Source organism: Dysgonomonas sp. 521 (assembly GCF_010501055.1).
Taxonomy (GTDB): Bacteria; Bacteroidota; Bacteroidia; order Bacteroidales; family Dysgonomonadaceae; genus Dysgonomonas.
This window is the reverse complement of the sequence record NZ_QVMO01000050.1, coordinates 1-15849: the sequence shown is the minus strand read 5'-3', so window position 1 is coordinate 15849 and position 15849 is coordinate 1. Positions and strand designations below refer to the sequence as shown.

At 40.0% G+C, this 15849-nt stretch carries 9 protein-coding genes; 8 read left to right on the top strand and 1 reads right to left on the bottom strand.

The annotated features are described in order from the left end of the window. Positions 1 to 107: 107 nt before the first annotated feature. Positions 108 to 668: an RNA polymerase sigma factor gene (locus tag D0T84_RS14190; protein WP_163308521.1), complete on the bottom strand. Its 561-nt coding sequence runs from the start codon at positions 666 to 668 to the stop codon at positions 108 to 110. Positions 669 to 1006: 338 nt separating this feature from the next. On the opposite strand from D0T84_RS14190, the gene D0T84_RS14185 reads away from it, so the two are divergent. The 8 genes from D0T84_RS14185 (at position 1007) to D0T84_RS14150 (ending at position 15566) form a co-directional block, all read left to right on the top strand. Continuing rightward, complete coding sequence (locus D0T84_RS14185) at positions 1007 to 2197, top strand: FecR family protein (protein ID WP_163308520.1); 1191 nt, start codon at positions 1007 to 1009, stop codon at positions 2195 to 2197. A 119-nt stretch (positions 2198 to 2316) separates the two neighbouring features. Beyond that, positions 2317 to 5787 carry a TonB-dependent receptor gene (locus D0T84_RS14180; RefSeq protein WP_163308519.1) on the top strand — a complete coding sequence of 1157 codons (3471 nt, stop codon included), beginning with the start codon at positions 2317 to 2319 and terminating at the stop codon, positions 5785 to 5787. A 12-nt stretch (positions 5788 to 5799) separates the two neighbouring features. Continuing rightward, complete coding sequence (locus D0T84_RS14175) at positions 5800 to 7443, top strand: RagB/SusD family nutrient uptake outer membrane protein (RefSeq protein WP_163308518.1); 1644 nt, start codon at positions 5800 to 5802, stop codon at positions 7441 to 7443. Positions 7444 to 7463: 20 nt separating this feature from the next. Continuing rightward, entirely contained in the window at positions 7464 to 9173 is a 1710-nt protein-coding gene (locus D0T84_RS14170) for a DUF5018 domain-containing protein (protein ID WP_163308517.1), read from the top strand. A 43-nt stretch (positions 9174 to 9216) separates the two neighbouring features. After that, complete coding sequence (locus D0T84_RS14165; protein ID WP_163308516.1) at positions 9217 to 10344, top strand: DUF4855 domain-containing protein; 1128 nt, start codon at positions 9217 to 9219, stop codon at positions 10342 to 10344. Positions 10345 to 10944: 600 nt separating this feature from the next. Continuing rightward, positions 10945 to 12459 carry a Gfo/Idh/MocA family protein gene (locus D0T84_RS14160; RefSeq protein WP_163308515.1) on the top strand — a complete coding sequence of 505 codons (1515 nt, stop codon included), beginning with the start codon at positions 10945 to 10947 and terminating at the stop codon, positions 12457 to 12459. Positions 12460 to 12569: 110 nt separating this feature from the next. Further along, positions 12570 to 13466 carry a sugar phosphate isomerase/epimerase gene (locus D0T84_RS14155; protein ID WP_163308514.1) on the top strand — a complete coding sequence of 299 codons (897 nt, stop codon included), beginning with the start codon at positions 12570 to 12572 and terminating at the stop codon, positions 13464 to 13466. Between the two features lie 117 nt (positions 13467 to 13583). Then, positions 13584 to 15566 (top strand): DUF6259 domain-containing protein, encoded by a 1983-nt coding sequence (locus tag D0T84_RS14150; protein ID WP_163308513.1) that lies wholly within the window; start codon positions 13584 to 13586, stop codon positions 15564 to 15566. Positions 15567 to 15849 lie beyond the last annotated feature (283 nt).

Sequence of the window (15849 nt, the reverse complement as noted above, 5' to 3'; positions counted from 1 at the left end):
TTCTTTAATTATTATGCTGCGCACAATCAGAGATTGCTTTCCTTACTTTTGGCCGAGGCTCCAAAAGTAAGCATAAAAGCCTTGTTCTGTGTTATATAAACTCTATATTAGCTGCTAAGACTGATATAATTCAGACTATTTATAACGAAGAATAAAGTACAGTTCGCTTCCCTTAGTTTAATCAAAGTTTTGTATACTAACTTACGGCATGATGAGACTGATATTTGCATCATTTCCGCGATTTTCTCATAGTCCAGTTCCTGCATGTAGCGCAGATAAATGATTTCCCGCTGGCGGTCTGTCAGATTATCTAATATCTGTTCTACTTTTATGCGGTTTCTTTCATCTTCTTCATTTTGTATTATTTGTTCTTCTACCGATATATGTATCGTGAACGGAATTTCTTCGGGAGATAAACCTGTGTATTCTTTTTTTGCCCTGTGAATGTCTATCAGTCTATTCCTTAAAGAACGCAACATGAAAAACTTCATATCGTTGACTTTCTCCAGGTATTTTTCATTTGTGCACAGCTTATAAAATACATCATGTATTGCATCCATAGACGTTTGCCTGTCAAATCCCATACTAATGGCATATGAGTAAAGATCATCTATATAATTTCTATATAAAATATCAATATCCATAAATGGTGATTTTCTTTGAGTCATGGAATACAATACAAGTTTTATTATATGACATTTATGTTGTCAAAGTGAATGTAAGATGTAACGAAAGTACAATGATACGATGATAAAATGACTTTGTTGATGGGTAATTCCTTTTTTAACAGAAATAACTAGAAATGGGAAAATTATTTTTGAAAATAAAAGTCGTTGATTAACAATTAGTTGGGCTGGGCGTTTTGTTAAATATATATTTTTCTATATTTTTTTATTAAAACAGGGGTATAAAAAATTGCCTTATACGTCTTTCTTATACAATGCGGATGTCTGTCTTTATTCTTATTGCTTACAATCCGCTAATGTAACTGAAATCTAATAATCGAATGAAAGATAAGAAAGCGTATAGTAAATATTCCGATTTTATTGAGGATGAGGATTTTGTAATGTGGAGATTGACAAAAGACGAATCTTTAGAATCAGAATGGAATGAATATCTAAAAATTAATCCTGACGTATCCGGCGCTTTTGAAGAAGCAATTCAGTATTTCGAGAGATTCGAAATACATAAAGAATCATTACAGGAGCCTGATAGAAGCCTGCTTCTCGAACAGATACAGGATACTTACACTAAGGTTAAGCGAAGAAGAAAATTAATGGCTATCAGAAACTATGCTGCTGTTGCATGTATAATTCTAATAGTTGGTGTTAGTTTCTATTACACCCGGAAAAACTCTTTAAGTACTGATGATGGAAAAGTAGCATCTATGGTAGAAGGCATAGAGCTAAATGATGAAGAAATACGCTTAGTAACATCTTCCGGCACTACAACTTTCAACAATGACATTTATGTGCAAATAGGTGATGATAATACCATTACAGTGCTGCAAAACGAGGAAGGTAACAAAACCGAAATTAAAGCAGACCGGAGTAAGAATAATAAGTTAATAGTTCCTTTTGGAAAACGATCTCAAATAAAATTATCCGATGGAACGAGAATCTGGCTTAACTCAGGTTCTGTTCTGGAGTTTCCCGCATCATTTACAGGTGCCACAAGAGATATTTATCTTACCGGAGAATTATATGCGGATGTAACTAAAGATAAGAATGTGCCATTTCATGTTCATACAACCAATTTTGATGTAAAAGTTTATGGAACGGAATTTAATGTGTCAGCCTATGATAATACTTTGCAATCGGTAGTTCTGGTGCAGGGTAGTGTAGGGGTAAAAACGAGTGCCGGAAAAAGTGAAATAAAACTGATACCTAACGATATGGCTGTATTGGATAACAATTCATTCTCAAAAAAAGAAGTTGAGACTTCCTTATATACAAGCTGGAAAGACGGTTACCTTGTCTTCGACAATTCGTCTGTTTACGAAGTCTTAACGCAGATAGCCCGCTACTACAATTTATCATTCGACTATGAAAACATTGATGACATCCGAAAAAGAAAATGTTCGGGGAAAATATATTTATCTGACAATCTCGATAATGTATTGACTACGATATCTCTTTTATCATCAGCAAGATATACCAGGGAAGGACACAAAATTCATATAAGTATGCAACCTTAAAAAAAAGTAAATGCCTATGGAAAAACACCTTAAATGAAAATGGACGGTATTTGCGGTACCGTCCGAACGATAAAATTAAACTTATCTGAGTCAATAATTTAATTAAATCAAACAAATTTATGAAACATTATCATATTGGGAAAGGTTCTCCGCCCAATAATCTTAAATGGATGTTAAGAATCATGAAAGTATTTGTTTTGTTAACCTTTACTTGTTTTTTCACTGCTTATGCGGGAAATAGCTACTCTCAAGAGAAAAAGCTATCGTTACATCTGAAAGAAAAATCTATCAGGCAAGTCTTCCGTGAGATAGAAAGAAACAGCGAATTTATATTCGTCTTATCTGATAATCTTGGAAAAGATATTGAGAAGAAAGTCAGTGTAGATACGAATTCTGAATCTATAGAAACTATTCTTTCAAGGATTCTGGATGGTACGGATATTACTTATAAAATACTGGAAAAGCAAATAGTCGTCTATAAAGAGAAGAACCTAAAAACACTAAAAAAGATAACATCTACATTAACCGAAAGTAATTCTGTTATAGAAGAACGAATAAAAGGCAAAGTCATAAGCGATCAGGGAGAGCCTGTGATCGGAGCGACTATCCGGGTGAAAAATGCCGAAACAATAGGAGCTTTAACGGATATAAACGGAGAGTTTACCCTCGATGGTGTATCTGGCAGCGCGGTTCTTATCATCACTTATGTAGGATATAAGACATTGGAATATCCTATAGGAGGAAGAACTGAATTAAGTATAACAATACACGAAGACCCTGAGCTTTTGGGAGAAGTAGTTGTCGTAGGTTATAGTACACAGCGAAAAATACATGTGACCGGATCGGTGGCACAAGTTTCGTCCAAAGATATACTAAAAGTGCCCATGACGAATGTTAGCCAGTTGCTGACCGGGAAACTTCCGGGAGTAGTCTTTCAGCAAGGCAGCGGACAGCCGGGACTTGATGATGCGACAATGCTTGTCCGCGGGTACGGTACATATAATAATTCAAGCCCGCTCTTTCTGGTAGACGGGGTGGAAAGGGCGTTCGGACATATCGATCCTAACGATATCGAATCTGTATCTGTGCTTAAAGATGCCGCTTCTGCTGCTGTATATGGGGTGAAAGGTGCACATGGCGTGGTTCTGGTTACTACCAAAAGAGGAAAAAAAGACAGTAAACCTTTGATCACATACAACGGGTCTGTTACAATTTCCCAGAATACACAATTACCGGAATTCCTTACAGGAACAGAATACGCATACTGGCACAACAGAGCAAATGAACTCGATGGGAACCGTAAATGGTTTTCCGATGAGCAAATAGCGATGATGACAAACGGTGATCCGTCTGATGGTCTGGAGAATACAAACTGGCAGAAAAAGTTTCTCGATAAAGTAGCTCCTACCACACAACATAATATATCGCTCAACGGTGGTTCTGAGAATGTACGCTATTTTGCCAGTATAGGCATGATGCAGCAGGATGGTATCGTAAAAGACATGAAATTCGAACGCTACAATGCCCGCACCAATCTGGATATGAATCCAAACAAATACTGGACTATTTCCTTGAATCTTGCAGGGAGAATGGAAAAATCATATACTCCGGGATCGATATCTTATGGGAAACAGTCTCTTTTTAATCCTATTTCGCAGGCATTGTATATGTATCCTTTCCTGCCTTTCGAATATAAAGGCTTGCCGACAGGATCATCCTATATGACACTGAATCCTTTTGCCGCAGCCGAACTTAGCGGATTCCAAAAAGGAACAAATACAATGATAGAAACCTCTGCACAGATATCTTATACCCCGGCTTTTGTCGATGGCCTTAAACTTTCTATGTTTGGTAGCTATGATAAGAAGTACTCCGATGCAAAGAACTTCGCCACCCCTTATACTGTATACACATATCTGCCGGAGAGCGCAGAATATTCGAAAACTATATCCGATGGTTTTCTGGCGAATGGAAGTATGTATCAGAATTCCGATAATTTCGAATATATGGTGATAAGGCCATCTGTCGAGTATAATAAAGATTTCGGGAAACACCATGTGGGTGGATTATTTCTGTTCGAGTGGCAAAAAGGGAATAGCAATACAATGTTTGCGTCGCGATGGGGTTATCTTCTCACCGATCTGCCCGAATTATCTTTTGGCCAGGAATATCCGCCTGTGCCAAACTCAGGAGGATCAGATGAATCTGTACGGGCGGGCTACGTCGGGCGAATTAATTATTCATATGCTACAAAATATTTGGTTGAACTGGCTTTCAGGCAGGATGCTTCATACAAATTTCCGAAGCATTCCCGCTGGGGTTTCTTCCCGTCAGCTTCTTTAGGATGGGTAGTGTCTGAAGAAAACTTCTTTAAAGACAAATTCAGTAATGTAAATAAACTGAAATTAAGAGCATCGGCCGGACTTCTTGGACAGGATAATGTAAATCCATTCTTGTACAAGCAATACTTCAACCTCTCATCACAGCCTGTTATTGCGTTGGGGAATAAACTTTCTACTTATTATGCTTTAATGTCTTCAACGTCGTATCCGAGTACAGACCTCACATGGGAAAAAACAAGAATGTATAATCTGGGATTTGAATTAACCATGTGGAACGGATTGCTGAATGTGGAATTAGACGGCTTTTACAAATATACCTATGATATTTTACAAAACATAAGCGGTGTTTACCCGTCTTCATTGGGAGGTAATTACCCAAGTATAGAGAACAGTGGATCGGTAGATGTAAAAGGATTTGAACTCCAACTTTCGCACAGGAACCGGATACGTGATTTTGAATATACCATATCCGGAAATCTTAGTTATTCCAAGAACCGGATACTGTCTATGGTAGAAACCGAAAGTATCCACCCTTGGCAAAGCATGATAGGTAAATCTGTAGGACAACGGTTGACTTATATGGCAACCGGGCTTTTCCAGACAGAAGAGCAATTAAGGAATAGTCCTGCACCTCCGGGCGGTGGGTATAAAAGACTCGGCGATATTATGTTCAGGGACATGAACGGCGATGGTAAGCTTACGCGGCAGGACGATATGGCTGTAGGCACGCGTCCTGATATGCCTGAAATGATGTATGCTTTTAATTTCGATTTCAGGTACAAGAATTTCGACCTGTCGATGATGTGGCAGGGTGCAGCACTGAACGATATAATGCTTAGTGGAATGTACGATCATGGAATACCGGACAACACGATTTTCACAACAGCCTTCTACGGGAACGGGTATAACAGCCCCCGTTATCTGGTGGAAGATTCCTGGACTCCTGAACATACAAATGCACGATATCCGAGGCTGTCCCTGATCCCAAGTGGAGGCAATTCCCTCGACTCTTCGTGGTGGATAGAAGATGGAGCTTACCTGCGTCTCAAAAACATGTCGATAGGCTATACTATACCGCAATCAATATTAAGTAAAGCAAGAATACAGAATATGAGAGTTTATATCGCAGGAACCAATCTGCTTACTTTTTCTAAATTTAAATATCTGGATCCTGAAAGCCCGAGTGTGAATAACGGATATTATCCTCAGCAAAGGACTTTTAGCTTTGGTTTGAATTTAACCTTTTAAAATACACGAAAGATGAAAAAAACAATATTAATATATATCGCCTTTCTCCTGCTGTGTATGCCATCTTGTAACGATACACTGGATATAGACCCTCACGACAAATATTCAGGCAGTACGGTCTGGGCGAATATCAACAACCTCGACATGTATGTATATGGTTTGTATGGGGCACTTTACCAGTATTCAGAAATAGGCGGTGTAAATCTCAGTGACGGCTATTCGGATATACTCAAGTATTCGCAAACATATATGGATACCGAACACAATCGTATATGTTTATCTCCCAGCTACCTGACCCCTGCATCAGCCGAGTCTGTAAGCCCGTGGTCTGCCACATACATCAATATAAAAAAACTGAATGAATTCATTGTTGATGCCGGAAAATATGGAGAAAACATAAACCCCGATCAACTGAAAATACGACTGGCAGAGATACGTTTCTTACGGGCATTTCTATACCATAAATTAATTATCCGTCATGGAGGCGTGGTATTGAGGGTTAGCAATGAAACCTTAGACGGGCCAGCCGAGAAGAATAAAAAGAGGTCTACCCTTGAAGAATCATGGGATTGGGTTATAACCGAATTGAATAACATAGCGAATGATTTGCCTGAAACATGGGATGATAGCAATACAGGACGGATAACTCGAGGAGCTGTTTACGGACTTGTGGCCAGGTCGGCCTTATATGCCGAACGATGGGACAACGCTATCAATGCAGCTAAAAAGGTTGAAGCCTTAGCAAAAGAAAAACAACTGTATGGATTGGAAGATAAGTTTGATGATCTATTTAGTAAGCCTCACAACAAAGAGATAATATTGGCTACTTATTATAAAAGACCTGATCTGACAAACGATTTCGATAAATATTTTTGTCCTACAGGCGATATAGAGCGTTATGGAGGCTATGCTTCTCCTACAGAAGAACTTGTTTCCCTGTTCGATATCAAAACAGGAGATGCATGGGAAAAATTTGATTGGGAAAACCCTTTGCATAATGTTAATCCATACGATAACCGCGATCCGCGTTTCTATGCCACAGTATTATATAACGGGGCTCCGTGGAAAGGACGCTTTATTGAAAGTTTTGTAGGAGGCGCCGACGGATATATCGAATATTTTGATGGAAACCAACGGAACAGGACTGTAACTGGTTATTTTATTCGGAAATACCTCGAAGATAAAGTGAAGGATTTCGTATCCGAAAAAGGAGACCAGTATTGGATAGAAATGCGTTATTCCGAAATATTACTTATTCTATCTGAAGCGTATGCCCGGGGAAAAGACGATTATGGAACGGCATACAATTATCTGAACATGATAAGAAGCCGTCAGAGTGTAAACTTACCTGATTTGCCGCAAAAAAATGCTTGGGAAGATTATTATGAAGATCTTCAGAAGGAAAAGGCCTGTGAATTCGCTTTCGAAGGCCATCGCTACTGGGATCTGAGAAGATGGAAAAAAGCAGAAAAAGTATTGAATGGAACACGTATGCACGGCGTGGAAATAAATAAAGACGACGGTGTATATAGCTATTCTATTGTTGACTGCGACAAGGCTGACCGCTTTTTCCCTGAGAGATACTATACTGTACCTATTCCTGAATTCGAAATGAGAAATAATCTGGATTGCAAACAAGATCCGGCATGGCAATAATTAATTTAATATTACTGAAAATGAAACAACTTGAATATATAATAGCTGGCATATTCTGTTTATTCCTGTTATTTGCCTGCCACGATCCGGATGAAAAAGATTTAAACTCCGATTGTGAAATTAAATCCATTAATATAAAATTTGCGGGAACAGACAAGCAATATCCGGGGATAATCTCAGATGGTTCTATAACATTTGATGTGCCGATATATGAATCGGGAAGTGAGGAACTGATCGAAACCGATATTTCACAGATGGAGATCATAGCCTCTATCCCTGTCGGCGCAACTATTAATCCGGGCTTGGTCGGAATAAAAGACCTGACACAACCTATGGATATTAATGTAAAAGCAGCTAATGGCAATGTAAAAAATTATCAGTTAACCGTCCGTAAGACAGGTATGAACTATACGATGGGACTTCTCGAATTTGCTGTCCAAAAAGAGGGGCAGACTGTCGAATACCAGTCAAACCAGGTACCACCTTATCCGGATGGGGAGATTATCTACATAGATATACCCAATACACCAAAAGATCCGCTTGATCTTTCCAAACTGCGGGCGAGAGTGAAGCTGCAGCCGACCTGTACCATAGAGCCTGAAGTAGGAGAAGAACTTATCGATTTTACAGAACCGTTGGAAATCAAAGTAACAGATGGAGTTGGTACGGTCAGGACTCATTATATAGTAGTACGCCCGACTGAGTTCAGCAAAACCAAGTTTACACATGTATGGTTCCGCAACATAGAGAATCTGGGATTGACACGTACCAATATACAAAGCCTTGCCCTGACCAAAGACCATTTCTTTGTTGCAGAATTCGAAGACTGGAGTCTGGGTAAAGTACATGTATTTGATACAGAAAACGGACAGCCGGTAAAACAAATAGAACAAGCAACTACATTCTCATCTCATATCGCTGCCGATGATAATAACCACCTGTCTACAACAACTAAGAACGAATTTGGCAAAGGGTATTATTTCTATCGTTATGATGACATTAACAGCAGTCCCGATAACCTGTTCACTTTTGTTTCGTGGGATTCGGCTATAATAGACCAATTTGGTATAAATAAAACAAGTATCACAGGCGACACTAAAACGGGAAAAGCCTATGTATATACAACCATGCCGAATAGCAACTATTATACTTGGGAACTGAATAATGGCGTTGCAGTATCGGCTAGTCCTGTTATTACACAATTCGATCCGGCTAAGACCGGAGGCAGCTGGAATATTGCATCTGTAAAAAGAGCGTCGGTTGATGCTAATTCCGACATGTATTTCTGCTGGTACAATGAAGGAGGTACAGAAAACGATGGAAAAGGCAGCCGCTTTGAGGTACATGATGCATCGGGAACAACTTACCAGTTAAACCCAACGAATCATCTGTATAAAATATTGGCCTTCGATGTATTCACCGTAAATAATGATACGTTTGTGGCAATGCTCACACAGGGATTGAAAGGTGACAGCGAAGCCCGTTTGATGGTCTTTGAGATCACAGATAAGACTAAGCTTCCTTTAGATTCATCGCATCCTGATTATGTGAATCTGAAGGTATATGAGTCCAGTCCTCTCGGAATCACAACAGACTTGTCTTCAGGCGATATCCAGGTGAATGCAGATGGACTGAATGCATACATATATGTAGCTACAACAGCCACATCTTCTCAGACTGCGGCAAATGCCGGAGTCAGGAAATACAAGATGGAATACCTGCTTGAATAATAAATCTGTAATATTGAATAAAAAAGAATAATGACTTATACGTATGAAAAAAATAGCATTTTTAATCACAATTATATGTATATCAATATCTTGTTTTTCGTGCAACAGGGAATATATGTATCCCGACTATGACGGAAACGAAAAGGAAGATGTAATTCCCACCGATCCGGAAGAACCAGGAGATAATGCATTAAAAACCTCAATCCGTGATTTGGTACTGATTTATGGCGGAGGTTCGGATCGTACACAGTCGTGGACAAAAGACGCTTTCTATCCGTATGTAACGTATGAAAATAATTCTGTTAACGACTGGATGTTTGACGGATTCCTGTTCCTTGAACTGCATGATAACAACGGGCATGCTTTCACAACGGGGCATGCTCCTGATCCCGCACTGAAAATCCATTGGGAAGAACTGATCAATAAATACTTCAAGGATGAAGTATCAATATCGGGATTGAATAAATGTATCACTGATGTTGTTGCGAAAGCCGGGCAGCCGGATAAAAAAAGGAAAGTAATAATGGGAATTCCCGAACCGATGAAAGGTGCAACACAATGGGGGGAACTGGACGGTAAGATGATGGATTTTTCGAAAGATGAAGACCGGATAACCGCCTGTAAATGGTTTATCGACAAAGTAAAAGAAAAATTTGCCCAGGGGAATTATGCAAATATCGAGTTGGAGGGATTTTACTGGATTGCCGAGGAGGTAGACAATACAGGAACGATGATTTCATCGATAGGAGAGTACCTGAAGGAGAAAGAATTTACCTTTATCTGGATACCTTGGTGGAAATCGCCCGGATATGATAATTATGAGCAATATGGGTTCACTGATGTATATCTTCAACCCAACTATTTCTTCTACGAAGTGCCATATTCCCGTTTGCAGGATGCATGTGACGAAGCCAAAAAGCACAAGATAAATCTGGAAGTTGAATTCAATGAATCTGTTCTCGGTGGAAACGGACAGAAGTTGTATGATTATCTGGAGGTTTTTGAAGAAAACGGAGTTTATGAAACGATGAAACTGGCATACTATCAGTCGGAGAATACAATATTAAAACTATACCAATCTGTGAATCCCGCTGATAAGGAATTATACAAACTTCTTTGTGATATAATTACGAAAAGACAAAAAGAAGAGAAACCTTCTTATATAGAATAACAATTAGTTAACATTTGGCTGGTTGTCATATTTCGTAGGCAACCAGCCATTTAAACAAGCAAGTATAGCTTGTCAATGGAAATTGATAATAATCTAAGTAACTGTTACTAATGCTAATCAAGGGTTAAATGTGCCGTTAGGCACATCATATTGGTAGAAACATGAATGAAATTCATTTTTTTGTGCCGTCAGGTACAAAATGTGAATTGTTCTGTAGATATTGCGTACCTGACGGCACGCAATTAACCGGTTAAAGCTTCTTTCTACCAACATTCAGTCCCTAAAGGGACAAAAAATAGCACAATTAACCCTTGATTCGCATAATATATGCCAATCAGGATTTGAGAAAAGGCTTGAAAAGCCAAATCTTCATAACCGCGGGTCATCGACCTGCGGAAAAAGGATGAGCAATACCAGCTGTCTGAAAGACAGGACATACTGTGTGTCCTGCCGCTTCGGGCAGGGGGAGTGTAATTGCCTTGCTCCGTAAGCTACGCTGCGCTTGCATACGGTTATGAAGATTCTGCCTTTCAGGCAGGAGTTGAGCTGCTTTCAACCCCTGATTCGCATTACTAAAAACATACTAAATAATATAACACGATGAAAGACATCAGCAGACGTAAATTTTTGAAGGCCGGCGCCCTTACAGCAGCTGGCTTAACGATTGTACCAAATACAATTCTTGGTAAATCTTTCGGTTACACCTCTCCCAGTGATAAACTCAATATCGCAGGAATTGGAGTAGGCGGTATGGGTCGTCGCAATCTGGCGAATATGAAAACAGAGAACATCGTGGCTCTTTGCGATGTAGACTGGCAATATGCGGATAAAACATTCAAAGATTATCCCGATGCCAAACGATTCAAAGACTGGCGTGTGATGTTCGACCAGATGGGCAGCTCTATCGATGCCGTTATGGTAGCCACTCCCGATCATACTCACGCTGGGGTAACCGCTCACGCCATCACTCTTGGCAAGCATTGTTATACACAAAAGCCATTGACCCACTCGGTATATGAATCGCGTTTACTTACCAAGCTAGCAAAGAAATACAAGGTTGCTACCCAGATGGGTAATCAGGGGAATTCTTTTGATGATTGCCGCCGTGTGGCCGAATGGATACAATCGGGAGTTATCGGCGATGTATATGAAGTGTATTGCTGGACAGACCGGCCTATCTGGCCACAGGGGTTGCAGGAGCCAAAAGGAATAGTCAAAGTACCGAAGACTTTGGATTGGGATCTATTTATAGGCCCTGCGAAGAAACGCGCTTACAATCCGGTATATACTCCATGGAACTGGCGAGGCTGGTGGGACTTCGGAACAGGTGCACTGGGAGACATGGCCTGTCATATCATGGATCCGGTTTACTGGGCATTAAACCTCAAATATCCGACAAGTGTCATTGGTAGCTCTACTTTGAGTAACCTGTATTCACCTCCGCATGCGCAAACTGTAACCTATACATTCCCCGCGCGGGACAATATGCCTAAGGTAGCTATGCCCGAAGTAAAGGTGCACTGGTACGACGGAGGGCTGATGCCACCACGCCCGGAAGAACTGACAGACGGCGAAATGATGGGTGACGAAAATGGCGGAATAATCTTCATCGGAACTAAAGGCAAGATAATGACAGGCTGTTACGGATTGAACCCGACACTGCTACCTAAATCGGAGATGGCTCATTTCAGTCAGCCGAAAGCAACCATACCACGAGTTAAAGGAGGAAACGGCAATATATGGAGCAGTGACGCACACGAGCAGGACTGGATCAGGGCATGTAAGGAATCGCCTGACAACAGGAAAGAAGCATCTTCGAATTTCGAGTTTTCGGGGCCTTTCAACGAAATGGTGGTAATGGGTGTACTGGCTACCCGCCTGTCGGGATTATACGGCTTACACCGTGAACTGAAATGGGACGGTGAGAATATGAAATTCACCAATATTTCGGCTAATGACAAGATAAAGATTGTGACCGTGGATAATTTCGATGTAATAGATGGTGATCCGAAGTTCGACAGGCGTTTCGCTGACTTTTCAGCTATTGATATGGCTAATGAATGGATCAAACATACTTACGAAAACGGATTTACTTTACCTGAGATGCCAAGATAAGATTATAGCCGTTATTACTTTTCCTTCCCCTATACGTATAACAAATACGATAAATGAAATATAGGGGAAGGATACATTTCAAAAAATATAAATCATATAATATCAGGACAATGAAAAGAATTATTTATCTATTTATAATATCTGTTGTGGTTATGCAGTTCTCTTGTACGGGTAAACAAAAAACAGGCCAAAGCGAAGGAAATCAAACGATAAACCAAGGAATAACAAAAGCCGGACAAAACGGATGGCGATTATCCATGCAGTCGTTCTCTTTCCATAAGTTCACCTTTGTGGAAGCTCTGGATAAAACAAAAGAATTAGGGCTGGGCTATATAGAAGTATATCCGGGGCATAAACTGGGAGGAAAATGGGGTGATAAGGTATTCGGTATCGACCTGAACACAGAAGAGAGAACAGAATTGAAGCAATACGCAAAGGACAAGGGTATAAAAATCATATCCACAGGTGTATATATGACCGACAATACTGACGACTGGGAGAAGATGTTCGTACTGGCAAAGGATATGGAAATGGAATTCATTTCCTGTGAACCTGCCGTCAAGGATTGGGATCTGATAGAAAGCCTTGTCAATAAATATAATATTAAAATATCTGTGCATAACCATCCGCAACCGTCCGATTACTGGAGTCCCGATTTACTGTTGGCTCAGATCGCAAACCGCAGTAATAAGATCGGTTCTTGTGCCGATGTCGGACATTGGAGGCGTGAGGGGCTTGATCAGATGGAATGTCTGAATAAATTGAAGGGACGTATCATATCTCTCCATTTTAAAGACATCGCTGAAAAGAAAGACGGGGAGGCAGAACAGCATGATGTGATATGGGGAAAGGGAATCCTGAACGTGGAAAAAATGCTACAGACTCTCAAAGCTCAAGACTTCAAAGGGGTCTTCACCATCGAATATGAGAATAACTGGGAAAACTCAGTGCCCGATATCAAAGAATGTATTCAGGTTTATAATCAAGAAACAGAGAAGTTATTTTAAGATATTGTGGAGAAGATAAGATATAAAGTAATGAATAATAGTGTTTTGAATGGTAAATGTTTTAAGTTTCATTTTGTATTATTATGGTGCTTATTCGTAAGCACCATAAATATATGTATGGCGCAGACTGAGCTGGTTAGCCGACAGGATGGAAAAATCATACTGGAAAACGAGTATCTCAGGCTGGCCTTTGCAGATGGTGACGAGTTTCGGTTTTTAGAACTGTCATCACCTGATAATAACCGGACATGGTTGCCAGATGGCGGGGATTTCAGTCATCTGTGGGAGCTTACGATAAAAGGGCCTGATGGTATCAATCCTGAGATAAAGCCCATGAATTGCAGGTATACAGGGGCTTCATTCGAAGAGAATGCTATAAGTGCCTCAGTTTCTTTTCTGTGGGAAATGCGCTTAAATAAGAATCATCATTATCCTGTACGGGTTATTGTGTCTTTACCCCGTGAGTCGGGATTGTCGGAATGGAAATTAGAGGCAGATTTACCTGAGGGATGGGTGGTCACAAAATCCGACTTTCCCCGAATCTTGGTGAAACAGCAAAGCGTGTCTAAATTAATTATGCCGGCAGGATGGGGAGTAGAATATACGCTTGACTCCTTTTCTGAATATTCAGCACAATATCCTTCTTGCACAGGCAGTATGCAATTACTTTGTATTCATAATGAAGATACAGAAGCATTGTACTATGCTACCCACGATAAGGATGCGTGCATTAAAGAATTTAAGGTAAAAAACAGAGGTGTATTTTCATCCGTATCCACGGAAGTAATAGCGTCTGAAAGCTGGACTCCAGCATCGGGAGGTACATTTTCTATGCCCTTCACAACCTCTATTGGCATCGATAACAAGGGATGGGAGTCTGCTGTAGTAAACTGGTACCGTCCTTTTACATTCGAAACTGTATGGGGCAATAAAACCTTCGAATCGCGAAAACTGCCGCAGTGGGTACTAGACGCGGATATGTGGCTTCGTCCTCATTTCACTACAGAGGAAACCCGGAAATGGCTGAAAGCTGGATTAGACTTTTTTGGTTCTCAAACGGCGTGTCATTGGTATCGCTGGCATCAGATTGAATATGATGTGGATTATCCGGAATATTTTCCGGCTAAAGATAACTTCAGAGATCAAATGCAGGAAGCTCAAAAGATAGGATCACATGTGATTCCGTATATAAACGGGCGGTTATGGGATCCTCAAAGCACAAGTTACCATAGACAAAACGGACAAGAACATTCCTGCCGTAAAGCAGATGGCACATTATATACGGAAATTTACGGTTCTATGATACCTAATTCAGTTACATGTCCATCAAGTAAAGTATGGCAGGATATAGTTATTAATCTGACCACCCGGATACAAAATGAGTTAGGTAGCGATGGTATTTATATAGATCAAATCGGGGCAGCTCCCGGAGTCCCTTGTTGGAATACAGACCATAATCATTCCGTAGGAGGGGGAAGTTTCTGGCATCTATCCTACCGCACATTATTGGAGAATGTGAGAAAGGGGTTGTTACCCGGAAATATAATAATAACCGAAGAAAATGCAGAGTGCTTTATGGACTTGTTCGATATTATGCTGATGGTAAATACGCCTCAGAGCGAGGATGTGAACATAGTACCTTTATATCCGCTGGTATACTCTGATAGAATGATGTTGAACTGCTTTTTATATTATCCATTGTCGGAGAAAGTGAATAGTATGGCCTTCCGGCTCAAAAATGTGATGGGATTACTTTGGGGCGCGCAATTGGGATGGATAAAGCCTGAGCTGATAATGGCTCCCGAAGCCCGGGAAGAAGCGGAGTTTTTAAGAAAGTTGGTGTCTTTCAGGAAAGAGCAACATGATCTGATATATGGAGGACGGTTTATGAAAGAAATAACCCCTACCGGGGATAATCCTGTTTTAGATATTCCCGGCATGCATAACTCACATGCTGTAAGAGGTGCTTACTGGGTTGGGGCAAATGGGAATGAAGCCATATTGTTGATTAATATGGATAATGTATTGCATCGAATAATTCTTCCGGATAAATCGGAACGGCTGATAGGCGGTAAAGAGTGTTTGAGGATTAATTTGTAATAATTTATGGTTGGCTTTAAACAATAGTTTGTTAAATAATTGCTTAATATTCTCATTTTTAATGAATTATATTGACAAAAGTTAGCGCGAAGCAATTGGTTAAATAACTGATTATCAGTAAGCTTAAATAGTTTATACATTATCATGGAAATCTTAACGAACTATTGTTATAACGAACTATTTATATACAATAGTTCGTTATAAAAACAGCTTTTTTAAGCGGCAATAGTCCCATATTGTTTTAGTTCATTAATTATCCGCTTATTTTTTTTAGAGTTTGGGT